Origin of the sequence: Pontibacter amylolyticus, assembly GCF_014638845.1 — a bacterium.
GTDB classification, from domain to species: domain Bacteria; phylum Bacteroidota; class Bacteroidia; order Cytophagales; family Hymenobacteraceae; genus Pontibacter; species Pontibacter amylolyticus.
Genome location: NZ_BMFP01000003.1, coordinates 428,565 through 454,954 on the forward strand (window position 1 = coordinate 428,565; position 26,390 = coordinate 454,954).

General features: G+C 55.1%; 18 protein-coding genes. 9 read left to right on the forward strand and 9 right to left on the reverse strand.

Going from position 1 to position 26,390, the window contains the following annotated elements; all coding sequences use genetic code 11:
* Positions 1–111: 111 nt before the first annotated feature.
* The 3 genes from IEV97_RS09975 (at position 112) to IEV97_RS09985 (ending at position 2,977) form a co-directional block, all read left to right on the forward strand.
* A complete protein-coding gene (locus tag IEV97_RS09975) occupies positions 112–570 on the forward strand; it encodes a DUF2892 domain-containing protein (RefSeq protein ID WP_188501364.1) in 459 nt (152 codons plus the stop codon).
* 76 nt (positions 571–646) lie between these two features.
* Positions 647–1,714 carry a COX15/CtaA family protein gene (locus IEV97_RS09980; RefSeq protein WP_188501365.1) on the forward strand — a complete coding sequence of 356 codons (1,068 nt, stop codon included), beginning with the start codon at positions 647–649 and terminating at the stop codon, positions 1,712–1,714.
* 12 nt (positions 1,715–1,726) lie between these two features.
* Complete coding sequence (locus IEV97_RS09985; RefSeq protein WP_188501366.1) at positions 1,727–2,977, forward strand: GAF domain-containing sensor histidine kinase; 1,251 nt, start codon at positions 1,727–1,729, stop codon at positions 2,975–2,977.
* Between the two features lie 3 nt (positions 2,978–2,980).
* Here the strand turns inward: IEV97_RS09985 and IEV97_RS09990 are convergent, their stop codons facing one another.
* Both IEV97_RS09990 and IEV97_RS09995 read right to left on the reverse strand, forming a co-directional pair.
* Positions 2,981–3,976 carry a PorP/SprF family type IX secretion system membrane protein gene (locus IEV97_RS09990; RefSeq protein ID WP_188501367.1) on the reverse strand — a complete coding sequence of 332 codons (996 nt, stop codon included), beginning with the start codon at positions 3,974–3,976 and terminating at the stop codon, positions 2,981–2,983.
* A 6-nt stretch (positions 3,977–3,982) separates the two neighbouring features.
* Positions 3,983–7,996 carry an Ig-like domain-containing protein gene (locus IEV97_RS09995; RefSeq protein ID WP_188501368.1) on the reverse strand — a complete coding sequence of 1,338 codons (4,014 nt, stop codon included), beginning with the start codon at positions 7,994–7,996 and terminating at the stop codon, positions 3,983–3,985.
* Between the two features lie 232 nt (positions 7,997–8,228).
* Here IEV97_RS09995 and IEV97_RS10000 point away from each other — a divergent pair, with 232 nt between their 5' ends.
* Positions 8,229–9,107: a patatin-like phospholipase family protein gene (locus IEV97_RS10000; RefSeq protein WP_188501369.1), complete on the forward strand. Its 879-nt coding sequence runs from the start codon at positions 8,229–8,231 to the stop codon at positions 9,105–9,107.
* A 47-nt stretch (positions 9,108–9,154) separates the two neighbouring features.
* Here the strand turns inward: IEV97_RS10000 and IEV97_RS10005 are convergent, their stop codons facing one another.
* Genes IEV97_RS10005 through IEV97_RS10020 form a run of 4 tightly spaced genes read right to left on the reverse strand, consistent with a single transcriptional unit; the run spans position 9,155 to position 13,305 of the window.
* Positions 9,155–10,786: a phospholipid carrier-dependent glycosyltransferase gene (locus IEV97_RS10005; RefSeq protein WP_188501370.1), complete on the reverse strand. Its 1,632-nt coding sequence runs from the start codon at positions 10,784–10,786 to the stop codon at positions 9,155–9,157.
* A 6-nt stretch (positions 10,787–10,792) separates the two neighbouring features.
* Complete coding sequence (locus IEV97_RS10010; protein ID WP_188501371.1) at positions 10,793–11,443, reverse strand: lipid-A-disaccharide synthase N-terminal domain-containing protein; 651 nt, start codon at positions 11,441–11,443, stop codon at positions 10,793–10,795.
* The gene (locus IEV97_RS10015; protein WP_188501372.1) at positions 11,430–12,206 is read right to left on the reverse strand and encodes a glycosyltransferase; all 777 of its coding nucleotides are present in this window, start codon (positions 12,204–12,206) and stop codon (positions 11,430–11,432) included. Before IEV97_RS10015 ends, IEV97_RS10010 begins: the two co-directional genes overlap by 14 nt.
* 40 nt (positions 12,207–12,246) lie before the next feature.
* Positions 12,247–13,305 (reverse strand): NAD-dependent epimerase/dehydratase family protein, encoded by a 1,059-nt coding sequence (locus IEV97_RS10020; protein ID WP_188501373.1) that lies wholly within the window; start codon positions 13,303–13,305, stop codon positions 12,247–12,249.
* Between the two features lie 333 nt (positions 13,306–13,638).
* On the opposite strand from IEV97_RS10020, the gene IEV97_RS10025 reads away from it, so the two are divergent.
* The 5 genes from IEV97_RS10025 (at position 13,639) to IEV97_RS10045 (ending at position 23,829) form a co-directional block, all read left to right on the forward strand.
* Complete coding sequence (locus IEV97_RS10025; protein WP_188501374.1) at positions 13,639–18,012, forward strand: CusA/CzcA family heavy metal efflux RND transporter; 4,374 nt, start codon at positions 13,639–13,641, stop codon at positions 18,010–18,012.
* Positions 18,013–18,016: 4 nt separating this feature from the next.
* On the forward strand, positions 18,017–19,162 hold the full coding sequence (locus IEV97_RS10030) for an efflux RND transporter periplasmic adaptor subunit (protein WP_188501375.1): 1,146 nt from the start codon (positions 18,017–18,019) through the stop codon (positions 19,160–19,162).
* A 27-nt stretch (positions 19,163–19,189) separates the two neighbouring features.
* On the forward strand, positions 19,190–20,323 hold the full coding sequence (locus IEV97_RS10035) for a VIT1/CCC1 transporter family protein (RefSeq protein ID WP_188501376.1): 1,134 nt from the start codon (positions 19,190–19,192) through the stop codon (positions 20,321–20,323).
* A 7-nt stretch (positions 20,324–20,330) separates the two neighbouring features.
* The gene (locus IEV97_RS10040) at positions 20,331–21,035 is read left to right on the forward strand and encodes a phosphatase PAP2 family protein (protein WP_188501377.1); all 705 of its coding nucleotides are present in this window, start codon (positions 20,331–20,333) and stop codon (positions 21,033–21,035) included.
* A 127-nt stretch (positions 21,036–21,162) separates the two neighbouring features.
* On the forward strand, positions 21,163–23,829 hold the full coding sequence (locus IEV97_RS10045) for a cation-translocating P-type ATPase (RefSeq protein ID WP_188501378.1): 2,667 nt from the start codon (positions 21,163–21,165) through the stop codon (positions 23,827–23,829).
* 42 nt (positions 23,830–23,871) lie between these two features.
* On the opposite strand, the gene IEV97_RS10050 is transcribed toward IEV97_RS10045, so the two are convergent.
* The 3 genes from IEV97_RS10050 to IEV97_RS10060 are packed head-to-tail and all read right to left on the reverse strand — an operon-like array spanning position 23,872 to position 26,373.
* Complete coding sequence (locus IEV97_RS10050; protein WP_188501379.1) at positions 23,872–25,089, reverse strand: DUF3570 domain-containing protein; 1,218 nt, start codon at positions 25,087–25,089, stop codon at positions 23,872–23,874.
* Entirely contained in the window at positions 25,080–25,307 is a 228-nt protein-coding gene (locus IEV97_RS10055) for a DUF4266 domain-containing protein (RefSeq protein ID WP_188501380.1), read from the reverse strand. Before IEV97_RS10055 ends, IEV97_RS10050 begins: the two co-directional genes overlap by 10 nt.
* Before the next feature lie 4 nt (positions 25,308–25,311).
* Positions 25,312–26,373, reverse strand: coding sequence for an FAD:protein FMN transferase (locus tag IEV97_RS10060; RefSeq protein ID WP_188501381.1), 1,062 nt, complete (start codon positions 26,371–26,373; stop codon positions 25,312–25,314).
* Positions 26,374–26,390: the final 17 nt, after the last annotated feature.

Here is a 26,390-nt window from a genome sequence, read left to right on the forward strand (position 1 = left end):
CCGATTTACGCTATAACGCACCTTAACCTTGACATGATTCAATCTCGGCACAACTAAGTATTCACGTAAAGACGTATAGCACTATAGTAAGATAACCACGACAGCAACCAGATGGCAAATACAGAACAGGAAGAACAGGGGCGTGTTCGGGAGAGCACGGCTGACAGTATCAATGAACGAATTGACACATCCATCCGGCAGAGCATTGCCCGTTACAAAGGCCGCAGTCACGGCGAGATATCAGAGCGTATCCGCGAGCTCGATCAGGAATGGAGCATTGAGCGCACGTTGGAGATAAACGCCTCCACGCTAGCCTTGTCCGGCACGCTGCTGGGCGCTTTTGTGAACAAGCGCTGGTTCATTTTGCCGGGCATTGTGAGCACATTTTTGCTGCAGCACGGCCTGCAGGGCTGGTGCCCTCCCCTGCCCGTCCTGCGGTCGCTGGGCATCCGCAGCCGGCGGGAGATAGACGAGGAACGCTATGCCCTCAAGGCCCTGCGCGGTGATTTTGACGATATTTCCCCTAAAAGCTCCCCCTCCGAAATTCTGGACACAGTGCGGAATACGTAGGTATTTAATTTTAGAAAAGTGACAATCATCATCTTCTGACAGGGCAAAAACATGGATATTTGTTCTTTTCCATGTTATGCGTCAAAAATCTGTTTCTATACCTGTCGTAGGCTGGCTCATCAGCGGCATTGTGCTGGTGGTGGCCATGGTCATTATCGGGGGCATTACGCGCCTGACCGGCTCCGGACTTTCCATTACGGAGTGGAACCTTATCTCGGGCACGCTGCCGCCGCTTTCAGAAAACGAGTGGCTCGTGATGTTCGAGAAGTACAAGCAGTTTCCGGAGTACCAGAAGCTGAACTTCGGCATGACGCTCTCGGGTTTTAAGCAGATCTTCATGTGGGAGTACCTGCACCGCCTGCTGGGCCGCTTCATCGGCATCGTTTTTATTGTACCTTTCCTTTATTTCCTGTACCGCAAAATACTGGCTCCCTGGCTGGTAAGACGCCTCGTTTTCATCATGCTGTTGGGTATGGTGCAGGGCGTGATGGGCTGGGTGATGGTGATGAGCGGCCTGAGCGAGATGCCCCATGTGAGTCACTACCGGCTGGCGGCACACCTCACGCTGGCCTTGCTTTTGGTAGGTGTTATCCTCTGGACAGTAGCCGATCTGGTTGCTCCTGATGAGCATAAGTCCACAGCCAAACGTCCCGCTTATACCTTGTCGTGGCTGGTGCTGGGTGCCATCATGGTGCAGATCGTGCTCGGGGCCTTTGTGGCGGGACTCAAGTCTGGTTTCTCCTACAACACCTGGCCGCTGATGCAGGGGGAAATCTACCCGGCTCTTCTCAGAGGTGCTTCTATTTCTGAGTTCTTTGACAATGGCGTGGCCGTCCAGTTCATGCACCGCTGGTTCGCTTTCGTGGCGCTTGCGGGCATTGTGCTACTGTGGTACAAGGTGCGACAGCAGGTATGGAGGGGGCGCACGCAACAACTTGCCAACTTATTGCTAATCACAGGTATAGCACAGGTCCTGCTGGGAATTTTTACCCTCGTGCTGGTAGTGCCGATCAGCCTGGGCGTGCTGCACCAGTTGGTGGCAGTGCTCCTGTTTTCCGTTTCTGTACTGACCGTACACCAACTACGGCAGCCGGAACCGGTGAAAGCAGGCTATGCAACTTCTCCCTTTCCTCAACACGTTTAATTTATAGTCCCCATGTCTACTACCTACATGCCCCAACCTGCCTCTCAACAAGCTCCCTACCCTGAAAACGAAAGCAAAAGGGTCTTCGACCTGATGGCTCTTGACTTAGACTACAGTGCCCTTGAGAAAGAGTTTGAGGAGCTTACGTCCCTGGCGGCCCGCGTGGCCGGCACTGAGATCTCCCTGCTCAACCTGATCGACCTGTACACGCAGTGGACGGTGGCCGGCCATGGGTTCCCGATGGTGCAAACGCCCCGCGAAAACACGGTTTGTCAGTACACGATCCTGGAGGAAGACCATTTTGAGGTAAAGAACCTGCAGGAGGACGAGCGCTTCAAGGACCTGGCCGGCATCAAGGACGGGCCGATGCTGCGCTATTATTTCGGAGTGCCGCTGCGCACCCCGGACGGACACAACATCGGGTCGCTCTGTGTAATGGATAGCAAGGAAGTGACGCTTACCACTGATAAAGCAGACCTGCTCAAGTCCCTGGCCAAAGAAATTGTAAAACGTCTGGTTTTACTGAAAGAGGTGCACACCCTACGCGTCGACCTGGCGGAGGCCAGAGCGGTTAACAAACGCGTGGCACATGATGTGCGCGGACCAATCGGCGGCATGATCGGATTAACAAAAAGGCTGATTCAAAAAGAAGGCAGCAGAAGCCCTGAGGAAGTGCTTAAGGTCAGTCAGATGATCCACAAGAGCGCCTCTTCGCTGCTGGCACTGACAGAAGAGATCCTGCAGCCCAATCAAAAGCCTGCAGCTCAGCCAGAGATCGAGGACGGGATGACGCTGGCGAGCTTTAAAGAAGCGCTCGAGCAACTGTTCCTGCCGCAGGCCACTGAAAAAGCCATCAGCTTTGAGGTACGCATCAACGAAGCGCTCAGCGATATAACCTTCAACAAAACCAGGCTGATGCAGATCGTCGTCAACCTGGTTTCGAATGCGCTTAAATTTACGCCTCCCCTGGGCGAGGTCTCTGTCGAGCTGGATCTTACACTGACGCAGCACAACCGGGTGCTGAAGATTCTGGTGCAGGACACCGGCATCGGCCTTAGCCCGGATCAGGTCGATGCCGTGGTGAAAGGACAAACGCCGAGCACTTCCGGCACGCAGGGCGAACTAGGCTACGGCATGGGACTGCAACTGGTTCGCCAGTTGCTCGCAAGCCTGCACGGTACGATGCAGGTAGAAAGCACACCGGGTCTTGGGTCTTCTTTTGAGCTCATCATCCCGATTGGCACTGTTTCCCATACTGGCTAAACGCTACCAGAATAAAGGCCCGCTGTTTCTCTCGCGTTCTGTGGTAAGTTGACGCAAGGTATAGGCTAAACCGATTTCGTTGGTGGAGCGGCTGATGGAGCGGGCCTCCCGGATGGGGCTTTCGTAGGCGTAGGTGATGCGGAACTGGCGGTAGTGCAGACCGGCTCCTACATGAAAGGCCTGGTCGTTGCGATAACCTCCGCCCGCCCATAGCAGGTCGTTATACACCAGTTTCACCTGCCCTTCCACAGTACCCTTCAGCTGCTCGTCGTACTGGTAGAGGCCGTTAACGATCAGCCCAAACGGTTCTGCCAGAGCGGTTCTGAAACCTGCCTGCGCGATGTGCTTGCGTGTATAGACATCTTTCATAAAGTTGTTGCCGCTCTTCAGAAAGTGGCCTTTGGTGATGTCCTGCATGGCGTAGCCCAGGTAGTAATGGGCAGAAGTCAAGGCAAAACCCAGGTTCAGGTCAAACTTGCTCATGCTGTTCTGGTCGCCCAAAACGTGCTGGTAGCGCGGATCACCTGTGTTGTCCACTACCAGGCTGTTACCGTCGAGCCGGAAATTGTTGAAGGTAAGCGAGGTGCCGAAACGCAGGCTGAGCGACTGCGAAAGCCGCACGCCGGTGCCGTAGTTCAACCCAAGCTGCGTTTCCCTTGTCGGGCCGAAACGCTCCTGCAGCGCGATAATACCAAAGGCATGCCGGGCACCCAAGTAGTTGCTGCGCGAGTCACGGTACTGGTAGTGACGGGTACGGTCCGTTGTCTTGTTCATATCCGCCAGATCCAACTCCCCCGAGAAAAGGAGCGTTTTGGGCGCATCCTCAAAACCCGTCCACTGATTGCGGTAATAGGTCCGGAGCATAGAGCCCTCGCTGCCGGTGAGCGACGGATTGTAGAAATGCTGGTACGCTGAAAAATTGCTGATATGTTTGCGGTTCTGCGCCTGCAGCCCCGAAATGGTCAATAAGAATAGTGCTGTTATGAATAATCTGTTCATGTACGCTTACTTAAGTACTGTTAATACACCCTTCTGCACCAGGTTGATATCCTTCACCTCGATGATGTAGAAATAAGAGCCCTCCTTGACTTGCCCATCCTGACTGCGGCCGTCCCAGCCCTGCTCAGGATTGGTGGTATGGAAGAGTCTCCTGCCTGCACGGTCAAACACCTGGATGCTGATCTCATCGTAAAATTTGAGTTCAGGCACGGTCCAGGTGTCGTTCACCCCGTCTCCGTCGGGCGAGAAGGCATTCACCAGTTTGATCGGGTTGGCCGGCTGGTATACCTCCTTGTTCAGGGTAAAGGTCTGCTCGAAGCTGTTCTGGAAAGGATCGGTGGTGCGCACGCGGATCTGGAAGTTGCGGATGCCCGTCAATCCGGCAGTTGACTTCAGGTATAGCTTGTCGTCTCTAAGCTCAAAGTAATTGTTGTGTTCGGCGCCCTGTCCGCTCACAAAGGTATAGGTATGGGTTTCATCATCCGGATCGGTGGTACTGAAGGTCAGCAGCACTTCATCGGAACTTGCGTTCGGTTTGAATGAGTTTTGGCTGATGGCAATGGCTGTCGGCGGCAGATTTGGCTCCACGGTCACGGTAATGGTAGCCATGCGATTGTCCTGATTGGTCGTATTTGGCTTCAGCACCAGCTCGCCGTTTAAGGTATAAGTGCCGGGCTTTAGTCCATTGTAGTCGCCCTGCTGCCATTTTACCTCCAGCTCTTCTTCCTCGCCATTGGTATAGCGCACCTTCACTTGCGTTGGCAGCGGCAGGTCCTCGAAGCTGGTCCGGAACTTGACCCTGATCGCCTCCAGATTATTGACAGTCGCAATGTTCTTGGTCATCTTCACCACCTGTGCCGTGGCATCCGCACCCCGGTTACCGGCGGCGTCCACCTGGTAGAACGTGAGGGTGAGTGTGCCGTCATGCAAACCGCTCAGGTCAAGCTTCTCGACTTGGAAGGAAGAAGCCGTCGAGTTAGCAGTGCCATTCACATCAGTACCGCCCTTGTCGCTGCTAATGGTATAGAAGTAAACGGCGGTCTGCTCTGCTCCTTTCACGCTGAAGGAAACCTGCTTCTGGTTGCTGTGGTCTACTTTTTCGGTGCCAAAAGCCACGGTATAGCCGGAAGGACCGGTTCCGTCAAACCGTACGCTTAACGCGTTGGAGGCAGCATTGGGGTTGCCTGCCGCGTCCTGTGCTATACCTGCCACGAGTCGAACCGTCACTTCGCCATCGGCTGACGGCCTGATCACGGCGCTAAACGCCTGATCGTCAGTTTTCTTAAATTCGCTGGCTGCTCCATTTGCTACAGATATATCGGTGACAGCGAACCCTTCGACCGCTTCACTGAATCGGAAGTTCACGGTAAAAGGCTTGTTAGTCAGCTCCGGAGCGTCTGTGCTCAGCACCACGGTGGGCGCTGTGGCATCGTACCGGCGTTTGAGGACATTCGAGGCCGTGTTGCCGTTGCCGGCCTGGTCTTCCACTTTACCAGCGGCCAGTTGCAGGCTAACTTCCCCGTCTTTCTCGGGCGTCAACACAACAGTATAGGTCGTGTTGTCGGTTTTCTGCAGGTTGCTCAGTTTGCCATTGGTCGCGCTGAAGGAGGCCAGGGCAAGGCCGGACACAGGCTCGCTGAACGTGACCGTGACAGGTATAGCGGCATTCGTCAATTCACCCGCCGTGGTGGCCAGCATAACGGTTGGCGGGGCCATGTCATAGAGGCGCTTCAACTCGGCAGAGGCTTCGTTGCCATTGTCGGCTTCGTCGGTTGCCTTGTTCTCCGACAGACGCACCACTACTTCTCCGTCGGATGACAGGTTGATGGTGGCCGTATACACCGTGGCGCTCTCAGCCTTCAGGTTGCCTGCCGTCCCGTTCTGCACACTGATATCAGCTGCCGCAAAGCCTGTCACGGCCTCATCAAAAGTGAATTTCACCGTAAACGGTGCTTTCACGAGCTGCGGGGCATCAGAACTCAATGTCACTTTCGGGCGCTTCAGGTCGTAGGCGATCTCCAGTTTATTAGAGGCTGTGTTGGCGTTGCCCGCCATGTCGGTCGCTTTGTCGGCGGCTAGAATGATGGTTACTGTACCCTGTCCGTTGGCAGGTGGGGTGATGGTGGCGGTGTAGGTGGACTTGTCTACTTCTTTCAGATCGCTCAGGGTTGCGCCCGTCACAGCAATGTCGGCGGCAGCAAGTCCGTATACCTCTTCCGTGAACTTGAGCTGGACAGGGAAAGCTTTGGTCACCGGCGCTTTTGCATCAGAACTAATAGTAACATCCGGACGGGTCAGGTCGATGGTGACGGTAAAGGTGCTGCTGACCTTGCTCTCGTTGCCCGCAATATCAGTTGCGACAGCGGTGAAACGGTAAACACCCGCGGGCAGGACAGTGCCTTCGTGATTGAAAATCCAGTCGCCGCTGTCGTTTGCTTTTACTTTGCCCAACACGCCACGTTCGGCTTCGCTCACGGTCACCTCTACCCCATTCTGCGCCTTGCCAGCCAGACGGATGGTGTTGTCAGAAGTCACACGATCATTGTTAACCGGCCCCCGGTCTTCGGTTACAGCTGTGAAAGTAGGCGGTGTGGGAGGCTCTGTGATGATGGTCCAGGTATAGGTGGCCGGTGTGGCGTCTTTTCGCCCGCCCGCATCCACAGCCCGCACCGATAAAGTATAGCGCCCGTCGGCCAGGTTGCTCAAGGTATACGGATTGCTGACAGCTTCATAAGCCCCTCCGTTCAGGCTCACTTCAAAGTATACAGGGCTTTTATTGCTGGCAAATTCAAAGGTGGCCGACTTCTCTTTGGAGATTTCGGTCGGTTTCCTGGTGATGGTGGTTTCCGGGTTGCTGGCGGTAATACTGGCTGGCTTCAGGAGCGGGTTCAGGACCTTAAACCACTGGTTGGCCATTTTCTGATAGCCGGATGGTGCCGGGTGCAAGCTGTCGTCCATGTCTCCGCCATTGCCTGCCAATTTGTAGATGATGCCGGCCGCTTTTTCCATGTCCACCACAATCAGCCGGTCACTTTTAGTTTTGATGCGGTTCTCAGCCATGGCTGCCACTTTCGCATTGAAACGCGAGGTATACTCCACCGCCGCCGGGTCATTTTCCTGCGGAACACGGTTGATGATGAGCCCCAGCAGGACGGTTACCTCTTTGTTGGCTCTGGCTTCATAGGCATCCACTTCGTCGAGTATGGCGGCCATCTCCGCAATGGCCTGCTCGTCGTCGGTGACGCCCCACTGGCCGCCGTTGGTGCCCAGGTGCAGGAGCACGACATCCGGGTTAAAGCGGTCGAGGTATAGGCCACTGCCACCTGAAGTCACCAGCTCGTTTGCCTGATTGCGGTAACTGCCGGTGCGCAGCAGACTCAAAATGTCGCCGGTGCGGGATCCCGAAAAACCTGCGTGCTGATCGTTTGCCAGCGTGGCACTACCCGAGCGCTCACTGCCCACATAGGTGAACTTGGCATTAACCCCCATCAGCAGGTCGTAGAGCTGCTTGCGGTAAGCGATGCGCTGCGCGTCTGGTCGGGTGTCACTGAATTTGGTGCCGTGGGTGTTGGAATCGCCAAGCGGCATGATGTTGAAGGTCTTGTTCTGCGCATGCGTTGTGGCGTTCACCGTACTACTCCAGGGCGAGTCACCGGAGCTCGTCACGGCTTTCACGCGGTAGTAATATCGTTCATCGTAGCCCAGACCGGTATCGCGGTAGGTATAGATCGTTTTGCCGCTGGTGGCGGCAACGGTGGCGTGCGCCTGAAAGCCGTTGTTTGCAAACAGCGAACGCTCCACCACATACTGGGTGGCACCTGTTACGGCATTCCACTGAAGGGTGATGGCACCTACTAAGGAGGGCTGCGCTTTAACTGAGGCGGGTGCAGAAGCAAAAAAGGCATAAGTAGACGAAGCGGCCGTGCTTCTGAACCCTGAAAATGCCACTACTAAAAAGAATACTATAAAAACTGTCAGTCTGGTTTGTTCTCTGTAGACGAACGAGTAGATTTTATTCATACAAACTTAATGAATCGAATGAAAACACCCTGCTAAGCTAATGTTATGGAGGTTCAGAGGGCTAAACGAAAATTGCCTGTAGGGGTTGAGTAATTGGACAAGAATATATAGTAATGCTGGCCTTCACCCTCCTTTTAAACTTAGTGCAGCCCACCTCCTTTGGCATTGATTTTTGGACTAGTTGGTGACTGTTACGAAGATGTTGGATGAAAAAATTATAACTTGGTGCAGCATGGAACACAGGAAGGTACATCTGGTGCTTGGAAGCGGCGGCGCGCGCGGATTGGCACACATCGGCGTCATCGAGGTGCTGGAGGAGAACGGCTTTGAGATCGCCAGCGTCATCGGCTGCTCAATGGGAGCCGTGGTAGGCGGTCTGTACGCTGCGGGGTATAACCAGGCTTACAAAGAATGGGTGCTCACCCTGACCAGAAGTGCTGTCTTCAACCTGCTCGACTTCACCTTTACAAGGCAGGGCTTTCTCAAAGGCGAAAAAGTATTCAACCTGCTGCGTGAGGTGACAGGCCCTCAGGAAATAGAAAACCTGAAGGTTCCCTTTACAGCCGTGGCCACCGATATGCTCCGAAATGAGGAAGTCAATTACACCTCCGGTGACCTGTATAAAGCCCTGCGTGCCTCCATTGCTATACCTGGCGTATTTACGCCCGTGCTTGAAAACGGACAGTTTCTGGTGGATGGCGGTGTGCTTAACCCACTCCCCCTCAACCTGGTGCGTAAAAAGGAGAACGACCTGGTGGTGGCGGTCAATCTGAACGGCCCGGCTACCGAAGACAGGCCGATGCTCAAAGTGAACGAGCGTCCGGAGGCTGTGTCGGCCCTCTGGAAATGGATGCACCTGACCGGCCAGGACACCCAAAACGCTTCCGGTGACTTCTCGCCACTCTCGGATTACTCTTTAAGAAAGCTGCTGTTGCTGGCCTACCAAATGACACAGGACCGCCTGACCAGTTTGATGCTACAGGTACACCCGCCCGATGTGCTGGTGGAAATACCGGTGAACTCCTGCTCTATTTTCGAATTCTACAAAGCCAAAAGCCAGATCGAGCTGGGCCGTGAAATCTGCCGGAAGGCCTTGCTTAGCTATACTTGAAAATTGCCTGACAGGCAAAAGGCCTCACGCTTCGATACGCAAGCAGTTTAGTAATACACCATCCAGACTCCCACCTGCCTGCTATGGAGCAACTGACTTCTCAGCCAGTTCCGGTTGGCTGGCAATTCCCTTTTAGATACAAGAACAGCCTGGCTGTTCAGCAATTCCCGAAGCCTGGTGGAGTCCTGCCTGTCCTGAATACGGAGCAGATGATTGCGCCAGGCATTGCCTGTTTCAAACTGTGTTTCGCGTTTAAGGCTGTGGTGTTGATCGCTCACCGATACGATGTCCTTGTTTAAGGCAAATGCCAGGGAGGGCAGCAGACGGTCATAGACGACGATGGTTCGCCCCTGCAGATTCTCCTCCCTGATCAGATTGGCCACCGCTCTACTGGAGTTCATCTGCACCGCATTGGCACCCAGGATGTGCGTCGATAAAGGAATCAGAAATATGGTGAAGGCAAGCACAGCAGCCACTACTTGTTGTATACTTTGCCTCATGTACCGCCAAAGCAAGTATAACACCCCCAGCATCAGCACAGCAAATAGAACCAGAGGCAAGGGGACGGTGTAGCCCAGCGGCAGGAACCGGAGCAGGACCAGGCCAAGGACAACCAGGCCCAGGTATACGAAGGTGATTCTGGAGATAATCCGTAGCTCGTTTGCGGTCAGCTGGTAAAGCAACCAGGAAATCAGCAGGGCTATACCTGCCAGCATCGGCAGGACGTACAGGATCAGCTTGGAACTTGAGAATGAGAAAAAAAGAAGCGGCACGAGTAGCCAGAGCACAAAAAGCCGCTTCTGTTCCGGCACTAATTTTCGAAGTGCAGGTAAATGAAGCAGCAGCATGGCCGACCAGGGCAGGCTCAGAACAGGTATAAAGGCCAGGTAAAACCACCACGGTTGGGACCGCCCAAAGGTTTCCGGACTGGTATAGCGCTTCACGATGTGGTTGAGCAGGAAGTAATCGACAAACTGCCTGTTTTGCCACATCAGGTACACATACCAGGAGGCGCTTAAGATCAGAAAAAGCGAGAGGCCTACCAAGTGATGCATGAGACTGGGACGAGCGTTTGCTCCTTTTACCCTATAACCTAGCACGACGAGCACAGGAAAGATCAGGCCCACCGGGCCTTTGGTCAGAAATGCGAGGGCCAGTGCCAGGTAGAACAGGTATAGCCAGGACGGCTTTTTGCTTGGTTTATACTTCATCCAGGCCCAAATGGCCAGCAATTCGAACGTAGCCAGAAATGAGTCCGTCGTCAGGTTGCGGGCAGCGATCAGAACGGCAGGCAAGGTCACGTAAATGACCAGTGCGGTGAATGCTATTTTGCGTGACTGAAATAGCTCCCGCGCGATGCGGTATACCAGCAAGGCCTGCGCAAGCAAAGAGATTTGCAGGAAAAAACGCACCCCGAATTCATTCACACCGAACAGGCCCATACCTGCGGCAGAAATCATATAAGTGATGGGGGGCTTGTGAAAGTGCTGGATTCCGAGCAGGTGGGGGTACAACCAGTCACCACTCAGCAGCATTTCCCGGCTGATCTCGGCGTACCGGGCTTCGCTGGTTTCCACCAAACCCCAGCCGCCCAGGTTATAGAGCAGGACCAGCAACAACAAAAAAAGCAATGCTGCCACAAGGGTATGGTGGCGCAGACCCGCAAAAGCTCGCTTCATATCCAATCAGGAAACAGTGCGTTGGCTAGCAGATTGTTTTTGCAGCCCCAGGTATAGGTTCCGGCTATAGGCCACTACGCCGACCACCTGCCCCAGCAGCAATACCGGATCCAGGCGCAGGACGGCATAGGTCACGATCATCAGACTGCCGACCAGGCTGATCACCCAGAAACCGTTCGGCAAGATGGATTCCTGGGCAAGTTCTGAGTAATACCACTGGTACACAAAACGCAGCGTGAAGATGACCTGCCCCGCCCCACCCCAGGCTATGAGCAAACCCGAGACCTTGCTGTGCTCCCAGATATACGTCAGGCTATACGCATCCCCGAAAACCAACCAGACCACTGCCCCCAACGGGAACAGCACCGCCGGCCACCGCACCGAGCCAGGCAACTCATTCCAAACCCCTTTGAACTGCAGATTGCGCAGGTAGATCAGGTATGAGATCACTTGCCCGCCAATGATGACCAGATCCTGGCGGAACATCCCGTAGAGCATCAGCAGGAAAGACGCCAGCAGGCTGAAGGTCCAGAACGAAGTGGGCGACAGCACCCTGCCCGCCCGCTCCGATGTGATCCATTGCACCAGTATGCGGGCAGAGAACAGCGCCTGCGCCATCAGTCCCAGACTCAATATGCCTATTTCAGACCTGCTCATGCCGCACTGCCGCCTTGTTGATGAATTGCTCAGAGATGGTATACCGGATGTAGCGTTTGCGCATCCAACGGAAGGCGAAGGTATCGTTCAGCGGACCCCAGAGGCGGTTGAACAGGTGGTATTTGGAAGTGCCTGCGTAGCGTTCAAAATGCTGCACCGGTATCTGCTTTACCTTTCCGCCCTGCAGTTGGATAAGCGCAGGCAGGAAGCGATGCATGCCGTCGAAAAAAGGGACGCGTCTGGCAAACACCGCATCCATGATTTTGAGCGGACAACCGGTGTCGACAATCCCATCGTTGATCATGCGCCGCCTGAAACCGTTGGCGATCCTGGAGGAGATTTTCTTCACAAACGTATCCTTTCGCTTCATCCGGATGCCGCATATCATCTGGTGCTCGGGCAGATGCTCGAAGAACAGCAGAAAATCCATTGGCGACGTCTGCAGGTCGGAGTCGATGTAGCCGATGTACGTGCTTTGGCAATGATCTATACCTGCTTTGATGGCCGTGCTCAGGCCACTGTTACGGCTCAGCGAAATGTAGTTGTACAGATTTTTGCGCCCGCATATCTCCCGGATCATGGACAAGCTGTCGTCAGTCGACCCATCGTTGATGAACAACACCTCCGCCGGTATCGGGGACTGCGGAAGAAAGGCGTCCACCGCCTCGCTCAACCGCAGGAGGCATTCCGCTTCGTTAAAGACGGGAACAAGAATCGTGAGGGTAGGTTTTGCAGGCCCCTCATTGTAGTGTTCATTTACCATACCTTGCTTTTTTTAAATCCAGTGAATGCCCAAACCCTTATCAGGCTGCTTTTTCAACAGGGTGTGCCGTATAGTAGGCTTTAAACCAATCCAGAAACTTCCCTATACCTTCCGCCAGGCTGGTGCGCGGCCTATACCCGATGGCCGTCACCAGCGACTCCACATCGGCATAGGTTACAGGCACATCGCCCGGCTGCATGGACAGCAGGTCGATACTGGCCTTTTTATGCAAGCCACGCTCCAGCAGCGCCACCATCTCGAGCAACTGCACGGGCTGGTTATGGCCAATATTGTACAGGCGATAGGGCGCTTCGGGAGCACGCTTCTTGTTAGCAACCTTTGGTGCGCGTAGCAGCAGTTTCGTTACGGCGGTCACCACATCGTCGATGTAGGTAAAATCGCGCCACATGTTCCCTTGGTTGTAAAGCCGGATGGTACGTTCCTCGGCAATGCATCTGGCGAATTGCAGGCAGGCCATGTCCGGTCTGCCCCAGGGACCATACACGGTGAAAAAGCGCATGCCCGTGGTTGGTATACCATACAAATGGGCATAGCTGTGCGCCATTACTTCGTTCGCCTTTTTGGTGGCGGCATAGAAAGAAATCGGCTGGTCTGTCCTATGGCTGGTCGAAAAGGGGATCTCCAGATTCTGGCCGTAAACCGAACTGGAGGAGGCAAAGAGGAAGTGTTTCACCGGATGTTTCCGGCAAGCTTCCAGCATGTTGGCGAATCCTACCAGGTTGCTCTCCACATAAGCCATCGGGTTTTCCAGGCTGTACAGCACCCCGGCCTGCGCGGCCAGGTGTACCACGATGTCAAATGCTTGTTCCTGAAAGAGCTTCTCAAGGGTCCTTGCATCTGTTAGATCAAGCAGGATAAACTGTCGGGAGGGATTGTCGGAACTGCGGATGCAGGTATTGTACCCGATCCGGGATCTGTCAAAGCCCTGTTCTTTGAGGCGATCGTATTTCAGGGCCGGATCATAGTAATGATTGATGACATCAAGCCCCACTACCTCAAATTGTGCCTCCCGCAAAGCCATCACGACATGATGCCCGATGAAGCCTGCACTGCCTGTAACCAAGATTCGTTTTTTCATGCTCATAGGTATTCCGAGCTATTTACGATTTCGAGCTTTACCATCCGTACTTGAAACCTTAAATACGTATAACACTAAAAAACAACAATCAAATACAAATTTTATTTGATTCACGCTTTTGAAAGCTACCCACATACACTTGCTACTGCATCATATCCCGGTTCAAAGAACGTTGACTGGGGCCTCTGCCCTGCTTTGGGGTATGGTTCGGGGCCAACACACAGTGAAAGCGGGAGCGGTTGTCCGTCTTTTGGCCAGGTCGGGCATGGCTATAGGGTTAAACCTGACAGGTATGAAAATGAATAGCGGCATCCTACTGACAGGCCAATAAGCATGCTGACCAGGATCATTTCCTTTTCCATACACAACAAGCTCATCATCGGGCTGTTGGTGATAGGGTTGGTAATCATCGGTATATATAATGTTACCCGGTTACCGATCGACGCGGTGCCGGACATCACCAACAACCAGGTACAGGTCATTACGGTAGCTCCCTCCCTGGGTGCGCCGGACATCGAGCGGCTCGTCACTTTTCCGGTGGAACTGGCCAACAGCAACATTCCCGGCATCATGGAGATCCGCAGCTTCTCCCGCTTCGGCCTTTCGCTGGTCACCATTGTGTTTGAAGATGGGATCGATGTCTACTGGGCCAGGCAGCAGGTAGCGGAGCGGCTGCAAATCGTGCAGCAACAAATCCCGGAAGGCGTGGGCACGCCAGAGTTGGGCCCTGTCACCACCGGCCTGGGCGAGATCTACCAGTACGTGGTCCGGCCCAAAGCCGGTTACGAAGAAAAATACGATGCCACGGAATTGCGCACCATCCAAGACTGGATCGTGCGGCGCCAGCTGCTAGGTGTGCCGGGCGTAGCCGATGTGAGCAGTTTCGGGGGCTTTCTGAAGCAGTATGAAATCGCCATTGACCCCTCCAGGCTCAAGTCCCACGGCCTCACCATCGCCGACGTGTTCACGGCCCTGGAAAACAACAACCAGAACACGGGCGGCTCCTACATCGACAAAGGCGACGCCGTGCTCTTTATCCGCAGCGAGGGACTGCTCGGTAACCTGGATGATATACGGGGTATAGCCGTGAAAAACACCGGGAGCGGCACACCCCTGTACCTGCGCGATGTAGCGGAGGTGGGCTATGGACATGCCAACCGCTTTGGCGCCATGACCTACAACGATCAGGGTGAAGTAGCCGGAGCCGTGGTGATGATGCTGAAAGGGGCCAACAGCAACCAGGTTATCAAGCTGGTAAAAGAGCGCATCGCACAGGTGCAGGCGTCTTTGCCGGAGGGCGTGGTGATCGAGCCCTTCCTGGACCGCACCAAGATGGTGAACAATGCCATCAGCACCGTCGAGAAAAACCTGCTGGAAGGCGCCCTGATCGTGGTCTTTGTACTGGTGCTGTTCCTGGGCAACCTGCGGGCAGGCCTGATCGTGGCGTCGGTCATCCCGCTCTCCATGCTCTTTGCCGTCACCATGATGAACACGTTTGGCGTAAGCGGCAACCTGATGAGCCTGGGCGCACTGGACTTCGGCCTGATCGTGGATGGCGCCGTGATCATCGTCGAGGCGGTGCTGCACGCCCTCCATTCGAACAGGCAGTTTGCCACCACCACACAACTGGCGCAATCCCAGATGGACGATACCGTGAAGCAATCAGCCAGTCGCATGATGAACAGCGCTGTTTTTGGCCAGATCATCATCCTGATTGTCTACCTGCCCATCATGGCGCTGGTAGGGATAGAGGGTAAAATGTTCAAGCCGATGGCCCAGACGGTTTCCTTCGCCCTGATAGGTGCCGCCATCCTGTCGCTGACCTATGTGCCCATGATGAGCGCCCTGTTTCTGAGTAAAAGAATCAGCCATCAACCTACTTTCTCTGACCGCCTGATGGCCAGACTGGAGAATTTTTACCAGCAGCACCTGCGACGGGTACTTGCATACCCCAAAACGGTCATTGCGGCGTCTTTGGCGCTTTTTGCGGGTGCGGTGTTGGTACTGATGTCGTTGGGCGGCGAGTTTATACCTGCGCTGGAGGAAGGGGACTTTGCCGTGGATACCCGTGTGCTCACCGGCAGCAACCTGAACACAACCATCAGGGCAACACAACAGGCTTCCGGTATCCTGTTGGAGCGTTTCCCGGAAGTAGAGAAGATCGTGACAAAAATAGGCTCCGGCGAAATCCCAACCGACCCCATGCCAATCGAGGCAAGCGACATGATGGTGATCCTGAAGCCAAAAGCGGAGTGGACCTCCGCCGCGTCCTTCGACGAGCTGGCCGAGAAAATGGGCCACGCCATACAGGAAGTGCCCGGCATTACCTCCGGTCTCCAGTACCCCGTGCAAATGCGCTTTAACGAACTGATGACGGGTGCCCGCCAGGATGTGGTGTGCAAGATATTCGGTGAAAACCTGGACACGCTGGCGCTCTACGCAAACCGGATGGGAAAACTGGTCTCTACCGTCCAGGGTACCGCAGACCTTTACGTGGAGAAAGTGACCGGTATGCCTCAAATCGTGATCAAGTACAACCATGCCGCCATCGCACAGCACGGCTCCAACATTGCCGAGATCAACCGGACCGTGAATGCCGCCTTTGCCGGCGTGAGCAGCGGCCTGGTGTTTGAGGGGGAAAGGCGCTTTGACCTGGTCGTGCGGCTGCAGGGAGAACTGCGCCAGAACCTGAACGATGTGCGGAACCTGCTGGTACCCACCCCTTCCGGGCAACAGGTGCCCCTATACCTGCTGGCGGAGGTGCAACTCGAAGAGGGCCCCTACCAGATCCAGCGTGAGGATGCCAAGCGGCGCATCATGATTGGTTTTAACGTACGCGGCCGCGATGTGCAGAGCATAGTGGATGAGCTGCAGCAAAAAGTACAGCAACAGCTGACGCTGCCACCCGGCTACTACGTGGTGTACGGCGGCGAATTTGAAAACCTGGAAGCCGCCCGTAAACGCCTGACCGTGGCAGTTCCTATTTCACTGGCGCTTATTTTCCTGCTGTTATTCTTCGCCTTCCACTCGGTGCGCTACGGGTTGCTTATTTACTCGGCTATACCTTTGTCGGTTATCGGCGGCATCTTTGCCCTTTGGCTGCGGGGCATGCCGTTCAGTATTTCGGCGGGCGTGGGTTTTATCGCCTTGTTTGGGGTGGCCGTGCTGAATGGGATCGTGATGGTGGCTGAGTTCAATCGGCTTCGGTTAGCCGGAGGAGGCCTGAGCCTGCAGGAAATCGTGCTGGAAGGCACCAAGACACGCCTGCGCCCGGTACTGATGACGGCCAGCGTAGCAAGTATGGGCTTCCTGCCCATGGCTTTGAGCACGGGCGCTGGGGCCGAAGTACAGCGCCCTCTGGCTACCGTCGTAATCGGTGGTCTGATCGTGGCCACTTTCCTGACGCTGTTCGTACTGCCAACGCTCTACATCCTTTTCGAGAAAGGCGCCCATCATGAGGACAAAAAAAGCAAGCCAATTGCCACCTCAGCTGGAATTCTACTCTTGTTGCTTCTTCCCCACCTGTCTGCGGCGCAGCAGCCCATTTCTTTAGAAAAAGCCATATCCAAAGCCCTGCAGCAGCATGTTCCCTTGCAAAACGATCGCCTGCAGGAGGCAAGCCTGCAAAAGCTACGGGGAACGGCCTGGGATATTCCACAGACAGCCTTGTCGGGCGAGTACGGGCAGATCAACTCAGCCTACAAGGACACGCGGTTTGTCGTTTCCCAAAGTATGCGGTTCCCGACGGTGTACGCACAGCAAAGGCAACTGCTGGAGCGTGAATGGCAACAGGGCACACGGCGAACGGAGCTGAGCGCATACGAGCTGCAATGGCAGGTGACACAGGTTTTCTACGACTTGCGTTTTACCCGCGAGAGACAAAAACTGCTGCTCCGCACCGACAGCCTGTACGCCAGTTTTCTGCGGAACGCCGAACTTCGCTTTGCCAAGGGTGCCAGCAATGTTCTGGAGAAGATCACGGCCCAGACACAGCGCGGCCAGGTGGGCATACAGCTCAAACAAAACGAACAGGAATTAACCGCGCTGAAACACCAGTTCCAGTTGCTACTCAACACGGACACAGTCTATTTGCCCTCAGAAGGCCCGCTAAAGATGGCATTGCCTGTTGCCGGCGACACGGCAGCTGTGGAGGCGCACCCTTATCTGAGGTTCCTGCAGCAGCAACACGAGGTGAACCAGGCCAGGACCAAAGTAGAGCAGTCCAGGCTGCTGCCGGACCTGATGCTGGGCTACAACAACCAGAGCATAAGAGGCCTTCAAAATATAGAAGGCCAGGAAAAATACTACTCCACCTCCGACCGGTTTTCTGCGGTGCAGATGGGTGTTGGCGTGCCTTTGTTTTTCGGAGCGCAGCGAGCGCGCATACAGGCGGCCAGATTGCAGGAACAGGTTACGCGCAACAGCTACCAGGCTGGCAGGTTGTTACTGGAAACACAGCTGCGCAAGGCGCTGACACAGTACCGGCTGGCAGCCGAGAACCTCTCCTACTTCGAGCAGACGGCCCTACCCAGCGCCACGTCTATCATCCAAACTGCCGATGAGCAGTTCCGGGGCGGCGAAATAGACTACCTGGAATGGGTGCTGCTCACAAACCAGGCCATCACCCTGCAGGCCGGCTACCTCGACGCCATCAGAAGCTACAACCAACGTTTGCTTGAAATAAAAGCCCTCACAGGAAACAGATAACGCCATGATAAAGCTACTACTTCTATCGCTGATCGCCACAATGGCACTGCTGACCGGCTGTGGCACCGAGCAGCCCGCCGGTTCCGTCGCTGCCGATAAGCCGCAGGAGACCAACCTGGTGCAGCTCTCCCCGGCGCAGATGCAGAACGCAGGGGTTCAGACAGGCAGGCCCGAACGCAAGTCCATCGCTACCATACTACAGGTGAACGGAGTAATGGAGCCGCCTCCCCAAAGCATGATCTCTGTAAGCGTGCCGCTGGGTGGCTACCTGAAAAAAACTACGCTGCTGCCCGGCATGCACCTGAAAAAAGGGCAACTGATGGCAGAGCTGGAAGACCAGACTTACATCCAGTTACAACAGGACTACCTGACTGCCAAGGCCCGGCTGGCTTACCTGCAGCAGGAATACAACCGGCAGCGCGAGCTGAACCAAAGCAAGGCCAGCAGCGACAAGGTGTTTCAGCAGACAAAGGCCGACTACCAAAGCCATCGGGTGCTGCTGCAGGCCCTTGCCGAGAAACTGCGCATGGTGGGCATCAACCCGGGACAGCTAACGGAAAATAACCTCACCCGAAAACTCCGGCTCTTCTCCCCTATCGATGGCTATGTGACGAAGGTGAACGTGAATGTTGGCAAGTATGTGGTGCCGACGGATGTGCTGTTCGAACTGGTAGACCCGCGCGACCTGCACCTCATGCTGACCGTGTTTGAAAAAGACCTGGACAAGCTGGATATAGGGCAGCGAGTGGAAGCGTACCGGGCTAACCAACCGGAGAAAAAGTATCTTGCCCGGATCGTCTACATTGGCAAGGATGTGAGCGAAGACCGGTCCGTGGAAGTGCATTGCCATTTAGACAAAGCCGACGCAACCCTGATACCAGGCATGTTTATGAATGCGCAGATAGAGGTGCAAAACGTGGAGGCCTATACCTTGCCCGAGGAAGCAATCGTGCGCTTCGGGAGCAAACAATATGTGTTCACGGCGCGGGACAGCAGTGTTTTTGAGCTGGTAGAAGCACAGACCGGCAATTCCGAGAACGGGTATACGGCCCTGGTGCCAAGCTCAACGCTGCAGCCCGAGCGCCAGACGTATGTCACCAAAGGCGCATATGCCTTGCTGATGAAACTGAAAAATAAAGAAGAAGAATAAGCACTCCTGTTTAAACTGTTTAAACCCATGGCCACGACCGATACCCTTCCAGATAAAAAGTACACCGACAGTCTGCAGACTGAGGTAGACGCCGCTTTTCTGTATGAGCGCATCGCGGCAGCCGAAGAAGTACCGGCCATTGCCCGCATGTTCCGGGAACTGGGTGCCATTGAGCACGAACACGCCACTAAAATGGAAGCCGGCCTGCGCAGCAAAGGGATAGCCGTCGCCTTGCCCCCGCCCTCCTGGCGCGCCCGCTTGCTGGACCGGATCGGGAAGACGTTCGGGTATGGCTATGTAATCGGGGTGCTGCTGGATACCGAAAAAAGCATCTCCGCCGCGCAGCTGGCACAAAAAGAAAAAAGCCACATCCCCATCTCCGGTGACGAAGCGAACCATGTCCGGATCCTGCAGACTCTGCTCAACAACAAAATCAAAGTCACTGGCGAGCACATTTCACGTATCGAAGGCAAGCACCGCACTATAGGGGGAAACGCGCTGCGGGCTGCCGTGCTGGGCGCAAACGACGGTTTGGTGTCCAACATGAGCCTGGTGATGGGGGTGGCCGGCGCCACAGACGGGCAAAGCGGCGTCCTGCTGGCAGGTATGGCCGGCTTGCTGGCCGGAGCCCTGTCAATGGCCCTGGGCGAGTGGATATCCGTCAAGAGCTCACAGGAGTTGTACGAACGGCAGATGGCACTCGAAATGCTGGAAATCGAAACCAACCCGGAGGGTGAGATGCGCGAACTGGCCCTCATTTACATCGCCAAGGGCATACCCGAGGCACAGGCCCACCAAATGGCTGCAGCAGCTATTCTGGACACCGAACACGCCCATGAAATACTGGTGAAGGAAGAGCTGGGTATAAACGCCGAAGAACTGAAAGGCTCTGCCTGGGAAGCGGCCATCATGTCCTTCATCCTATTCGCCGTCGGGGCCATACTGCCTGTCATTCCCTTTTTTTACGCGTCCGGTTACGCGGCCATCCTGCAGAGCCTGGCGTTCAGTGCGCTGGGACTGTTTGTGATTGGCGCCGCCATTACGCTTTTCACGGGCAAGAGCATCTGGTTTTCAGGCTTCCGGCAGGTACTCTTCGGCCTGGCTGCAGCGGCCATTACCTACGGCATCGGCAAATTGATCGGTGTGAGCATTGCCGGATGATTTTCTGATGAGGGGGCTACTTCATACGATCTGGCACCTGGTGGCGCTGCTTACCGTTAAAGTAATCCTGATCGGTCTGCTGTTCCTGGTTAGCCTGCTTGTCCTGTTCCACCTCATCCATGATGTGTTTGCAGACGGCGACACCGGTTTTGACCAAATGCTGTTTGCCCTTTCCGATCATATTCGCTCACCGGGTATGACCCGTGCGATGCGCTCCATTTCTTTCCTGGGCTCCTACCATTACCTCATCGTTATGCCCGCCTTGTTGGTGCTGGTATTTTCCTTCTACAAGGGCATGCGCTGGAACGGGCTTCGGGTTCTGATCATCTCTTTCACCACCTCTCTGCTTAACCAGTTTCTGAAAAATTATTTCGGGCGACCGAGGCCGGCGTTCTCCCTGCTCGAAATGTCCGGCTTCAGTTTCCCAAGCGGGCATACCATGATCGGAGGCGTTTTCCATGGTCTTATCGTTTACATCATCTGGACTAACGTTAAAAACAAGGCGTTGCGTTGGGTACTTTCGTTGTTTTTCACCTCGTTTGTGGTGCTGGTTGGCTTAAGCCGTATATACCTGAAGGTACACTATGCGACGGACGTAGCGGCAGGCTATCTCATGGGTTTGCTGTGGCTGATGCTGTCGCTATACCTGCTCGGACTGATCGAGAAGCTATACCTGGCCAGGTATAAGCCCGGACCACAAAAACAGGTATAGCAGCACTGCTCATCATTTTATACCTTGTGCATGATTCCCGTACACCTGCTGCTGAAAAATGCAAGCCCGCTTTGCTCATGTTTTTCAGTAACCTGCTGTATTCGACGCACCCTAATGACGTAGCGACATGTGGTTCTCCAAATCAAGAGAGGCTGTTCTGAAAGAACTGGCGGTAGACCCGGCTCAGGGACTTTCCGAAGCGGAAGTAAAAGTCCGACTGGAAAAGTATGGTCCTAACAAGCTGACTGCAAAAAAGAAGAAGAGCATCCTGCAGCTATTCCTGGCACAGCTGCAGGACTGGCTCATCTACGTGCTGTTTGCCGCGGTGGTGATCACCGTTTTCATGGGCGAATACATCGACGCCATCATCATCCTGGCCGTGATCATCCTCAATGCAGTATTGGGTGTGGTGCAGGAAGTGAAGGCGGGCAATGCCATCGAAGCGCTGCAAAAGATAGCTTCCCCCAAAGCCCTCGTGCGCCGCGAGGGTGTCGTGAAAGAGGTTGACTCTGAAACCGTAGTGCCGGGCGACATCCTGGTGCTGGACGCCGGCAGGTATATTGCCGCTGACCTGCGCCTGCTCGAATCGGCCAACCTGCAGATAGAGGAGTCGGCCCTGACCGGCGAGTCCGTTCCCTCGCCCAAAGACGCCACCATTACCTTGAAAGCGCCTAACACACCCCTTGGCGACCGCGACAATGCCGCCTTTATGTCCACCTTGGTAACGGCGGGCAGAGGCGTGGGGGTGGCCGTGGGCACTGGCATGCAGACCGAGGTGGGCAAGATCGCCACCATCATCGACACAGAAGAAGATTCTAAAACCCCGCTGGAGATCCGGCTGAACAAACTCGGCAAATCGCTTGGCAAATTCGCGATCGGCATCTGTGTGCTGATTTTTGTGGTGGCCCTGCTGCAAGGGAGAGACTTGGCGGAGATGTTCCTGATCTCGGTTTCACTGGCGGTGGCCTCTATACCCGAGGGACTGGCCGCCATCGTGGCCATTGTGCTTTCGATTGGCGTCACGAGCATGTCCAAACGCAACGCCATCATCAGGCGTTTGCCAGCGGTGGAGACATTGGGCTCTGTCAACATCATCTGTTCCGACAAAACGGGCACGCTCACCCAGAACAAGATGACGGTGCTCAGGTACTTTAACGCGGATGGGGAGGTGGCCGTGGAGCGGGAAAAGGGCAACTCCCCTACCAACGATGCCGCGCTGCTCGCCAAAGCCATGGTGCTCTGCTCCGACGCCACCTACGAAAATGGCGAAGGAACCGGCGACCCCACCGAAATCGCCCTGTTGATACTGGGAGACGACTTAGGGATAGACCGCGAAGCATTATGCAGGCAAAACAAACGCATCGACGAGTTTTCGTTTGATTCGGACCGGAAACTGATGTCGACCCTGAACGAGGAAAACGGCAGGTATACGGTGTACACCAAAGGCGCCATCGACAACCTCCTGCAGCTGACCACACATGTACACGAAAAAGGGCAGGTGGTCCCGATCTCTGAGAAACACAAAGAGCAGGTGCAGGAAGCCACCGCCCGCATGTCGGAGCAGGCCCTTCGTACGCTGGGGGTCGCCTACAAGCCCGTTGACTCGGTGATTGGCACCGACGAGATGGAGCAGGACCTGATCTTGCTGGGGCTTGTCGGGATGATGGACCCTCCGAGAACCGAGGTGAAGGACTCCGTGCGCAAAGCAAAAGAGGCGGGCATCAATACCATCATGATCACGGGCGACCACAAGATCACCGCCTTCGCCATCGCCCATGAACTGGGTATAGCCGATAACCTGGACCAAGCCATAACGGGTCAGGAGATAGACAGGCTAAGCGAGCGCGAATTCAGCGAAAAGGTCAATGACTACCGCATCTTTGCGCGGGTTTCTCCGGAACACAAAGTTAAGATTGTGCGTGCCCTCAAGGCGCAGGGCAATGTGGTGTCGATGACCGGAGATGGCGTGAACGATGCGCCCTCGCTCAATGCCGCCGACATCGGGGTGGCCATGGGTATTACGGGGACAGACGTGGCCAAAAATGCATCAGACATGATTCTGACCGATGATAATTTTGCCACGATTGTATCGGCTATCGAGCAGGGCCGGAACATCTACAACAACATCCGGAAAGCCGTGCTCTTTCTGCTGAACTGCAACCTGGGCGAGGTGGTGGCCATGTTCATCACGCTGATGATTGGCTGGGAAGCGCCTCTGATCGCCACCCAGCTCCTTTGGATCAACCTGCTCACCGACTCCATGCCGGCCGTCGCGCTGGGCATGGACCCCGGCGACCCGGATGTGATGCAGGAAAAGCCCCGCAACCCGAACGAAAGCTTCTTTACCGGCATTGCGGGCTGGCGTGTGTTGGGCGGCGGTTTGCTGATCGGCGCCCTCACCATTTTTGCTTTCTGGTTTGGCTACTATGAGCACGGCTATACCCCTTTTGATGATGTTGTGCCTGTCGCCACGCTGGAGAACGCCAGAACCCTGGCCTTTATGACACTAGTGGCCTGCCAGCTCTTTTATGCGCTGGCCATGCGGCATCCGACGAAATCCATTTTCCAGCTGGGCGTTTTCTCGAACAGGTACCTGATAGGCGCCATCGTGCTGGGGCTGGCATTGCAACTAGTCGTGATAGCCGTTCCTTTCATGCGGAAAGCGTTCAACCTGACCATGCTCGACACAGCCGGTTGGTTAATGGTCCTGACCTTAGGCTTAGTACCGCTGCTGGTGAATGAATGGGGCAAAATATACCTGCGGGCCCGCAGAAAGAAACAATCAATAGGATAATACATGCCTTTCACCTATTGCCATGGTGCTTTAGGTCCTAGATCACTTTCTGGACGGCAGCGTGAAGTTAAGATCCGTGCTGATGATGAAGGCCTTGAGACCGTCGCTGCGCCAATAGTTGGCACCCCGCAGTTCAATCCCTTTCAGTGAGGTTTTGTTCTTCGAAAATGGCAGTCCGAATTTGGCTATACCTGACAGAGGTGAGTAGCGCAACCCTATACCTGCCTTGTGGCTGGTAAAGCCCGACAGATCATAGTCGGAGGTGTAAAATTCCTGGCTCAGACTATGATCTTTGTAAGGTGCAAAGTAGTCGGCCGCCGTTTGGGTATGGAAGCGGTAAAAAGGATAGAACGAGAAGAAAGGCCCGAACTTGATGGGTGTCTCCAGCTCGATGGTGTTGGCCGTCACGCCCCAGTTGTCGCTGTAGAAACGGTAGAAGAAGCGCGAAGTCAGGTAATCATTCACATAGTAGTTCACCCGCAATCCCAATGGGTACTTCAGGCGCTGGTCGGGCAATTGCTCTACCTGCGCCGCCTCCTGCTCCCGGAAATACACCCTGTGAAATGGCGTGGAGAGCAAACCAGACTGGTAGACGATGTCGGCGCTTAGCGAAGCCTGCATTTTTTGGTTGATCACCTGCGACAGAGTAGCCGAAAGGTTATAGGATTGCCGCTTGTTGGTGCTCACCAGGCGCTTGCCGTTGCGCAGCTCCTCCGGGTAAATCAGCGTCCAGGTGTCGTAGTAGATCATACCCGTCAGGCTGAGTTCCCGGTTGCCGTCCCGCGACTCCTGCGCCCAGCCAGCCCCCACTGACAGCGACTGGTAATCGTATTCGGTAGAGCCACCTATGCTCAGACTTTTCGTCGTCCTTGTCAGGCTGTTGCGGCGGCTTATACCCAGGTTAAGGTGTGTGCGCAAATCAGATTTGGAGGCGGATGAGACGTTAAAATCGATGTTGTCGGTAGAAGCCGAGGAGTAAAAGTCCATCCCGAAGTTCACATTCAGGTTGGTGACCGAGTCGAGCGGCACGTTCACGATAATGGTCGGCGTGACATCCGTCAGCTGCTCGGTGCCAATGCCCCCGGTCACCGGCGAATGGTCGCCGTCCTGGCTGTAGTAACTGCCGAGGATGTTTACCTCGGTCGGTTCCAGCTTGCGCACGCGGCGCGAAGGGGCCGTAACAGTCGTGCTAGTGCTTTGTGCGAAGGCCGTCGTGACCATGGCGCAGGCCATCATGAGGCCGATATACCTTAGTTGCATCCGCACCCCCCTCCTACTTTACCGCCGTTTGCACCCGAGGCACCTTCGCGGTACGATTGAAAATTCGTTTCAAAGGCCTCTATTTTCCGTGCGCTCAGCTTCATCTCCTCCTCGTTCAGCAGGGTTTTCTGATAGGGTTTAACGACTTCGCAGCCACCCAGCGAGCCAAGCAAAACGGCACCAGTGGCATACCATGCGACACATCTGATCAACTTCATGGGCTTAGATTTTAGAGGTTTTGGCAGGTATAGGAGCTTTGGCTGAAGCCGGCTTGTTTTTGTAGTAGTGCAGGTGCAGCTGGTCTGAGGTTACCATTTCGTTTTCATCTGTCACCAGCAGGCACTCCACTCCTTTTAGCTGGTTGACCAGGTATAGCCCCTCTTCTTTCCCCAGCACAAATACGGCTGTTGCAAGCGCATCGGCAAGCTCGGCATCGGGGCAGATGATGGTGACGCTTTTGAGGCCGCTTACCGGATAACCGGTGCGCGGGTCTATGATGTGACCGTAGCGTTTGCCATTGATTTCGGCGTACTTCTCATAGCTTCCGGAAGTCACGACGGCGGTGTGGTCGGCAGTGAGCCAGGAGAAAACCTTTTCCTTGTCGGCAGGGTCGGCTATACCGATGTACCAGGGCTGGCCATCAGCCTGCTTGCCCCAGGTGATCAGGTCGCCGGCGGCATTCACCACGCCGCTTTGTATACCCATTCTGCGCATCAGGTCACGTGCCCGGTTGGCGGCGTACCCTTTGCCGATGGCCCCAAACCCGATCTTCATCCCTTCCTCCTTCAGAAACACACTGTGCGTCTCAGGTATCAGCTGAATCTTATGGTAACCGATGTGGCGAATGGAATTCTTCACAGTCTCCTGTGATGGCATCTCTTTCATGGAACCATCAAACTTCCATACCTTGTCGGCCGCTGCCCAGCTGATGTCGAATGCCCCGCCCGTGAGCTCCGAAATGCGGAGGCTGCGCCGGATGAGCTCGTAGAGTTCCTCATCCACTGAGACGGGCATACCGCCGGCACTCCGGTTAATGGCGCTGGTCTGGGAGGTCGGTTGCCACTCCGAAATGAGCGCCTCAATCCGCTGGATTTCCGTTATACCTGCCTCAATGGCCTCGTTGGCCTGTTGTTCGTCCTCCGACACGGCCACCAGTTCAAATCGGGTGCCCATCAGCAACAACACTTTCTTCTGCGTCTTCAGCTCCCGGGCAGGAGTCTGCGCCTGCGCGGCGTTGCATACAAGCAACAACGCCACCAGCCAGAATTGCATGATTCTATACATAAAATACAGCGGTTAAG

Bases quoted from the DNA above. Each gene is read 5' to 3' on its own strand.
- IEV97_RS09975 (WP_188501364.1), top strand. From the start codon at position 112: ATGGCAAATACAGAACAGGAAGAACAGGGGCGTGTTCGGGAGAGCACG.
- IEV97_RS09980 (WP_188501365.1), top strand. From the start codon at position 647: ATGCGTCAAAAATCTGTTTCTATACCTGTCGTAGGCTGGCTCATCAGC.
- IEV97_RS09985 (WP_188501366.1), top strand. From the start codon at position 1,727: ATGTCTACTACCTACATGCCCCAACCTGCCTCTCAACAAGCTCCCTAC.
- IEV97_RS09990 (WP_188501367.1), bottom strand. From the start codon at position 3,976: ATGAACAGATTATTCATAACAGCACTATTCTTATTGACCATTTCGGGG.
- IEV97_RS09995 (WP_188501368.1), bottom strand. From the start codon at position 7,996: ATGAATAAAATCTACTCGTTCGTCTACAGAGAACAAACCAGACTGACA.
- IEV97_RS10000 (WP_188501369.1), top strand. From the start codon at position 8,229: ATGGAACACAGGAAGGTACATCTGGTGCTTGGAAGCGGCGGCGCGCGC.
- IEV97_RS10005 (WP_188501370.1), bottom strand. From the start codon at position 10,786: ATGAAGCGAGCTTTTGCGGGTCTGCGCCACCATACCCTTGTGGCAGCA.
- IEV97_RS10010 (WP_188501371.1), bottom strand. From the start codon at position 11,443: ATGAGCAGGTCTGAAATAGGCATATTGAGTCTGGGACTGATGGCGCAG.
- IEV97_RS10015 (WP_188501372.1), bottom strand. From the start codon at position 12,206: ATGGTAAATGAACACTACAATGAGGGGCCTGCAAAACCTACCCTCACG.
- IEV97_RS10020 (WP_188501373.1), bottom strand. From the start codon at position 13,305: ATGAAAAAACGAATCTTGGTTACAGGCAGTGCAGGCTTCATCGGGCAT.
- IEV97_RS10025 (WP_188501374.1), top strand. From the start codon at position 13,639: ATGCTGACCAGGATCATTTCCTTTTCCATACACAACAAGCTCATCATC.
- IEV97_RS10030 (WP_188501375.1), top strand. From the start codon at position 18,017: ATGATAAAGCTACTACTTCTATCGCTGATCGCCACAATGGCACTGCTG.
- IEV97_RS10035 (WP_188501376.1), top strand. From the start codon at position 19,190: ATGGCCACGACCGATACCCTTCCAGATAAAAAGTACACCGACAGTCTG.
- IEV97_RS10040 (WP_188501377.1), top strand. From the start codon at position 20,331: ATGAGGGGGCTACTTCATACGATCTGGCACCTGGTGGCGCTGCTTACC.
- IEV97_RS10045 (WP_188501378.1), top strand. From the start codon at position 21,163: ATGTGGTTCTCCAAATCAAGAGAGGCTGTTCTGAAAGAACTGGCGGTA.
- IEV97_RS10050 (WP_188501379.1), bottom strand. From the start codon at position 25,089: ATGCAACTAAGGTATATCGGCCTCATGATGGCCTGCGCCATGGTCACG.
- IEV97_RS10055 (WP_188501380.1), bottom strand. From the start codon at position 25,307: ATGAAGTTGATCAGATGTGTCGCATGGTATGCCACTGGTGCCGTTTTG.
- IEV97_RS10060 (WP_188501381.1), bottom strand. From the start codon at position 26,373: ATGTATAGAATCATGCAATTCTGGCTGGTGGCGTTGTTGCTTGTATGC.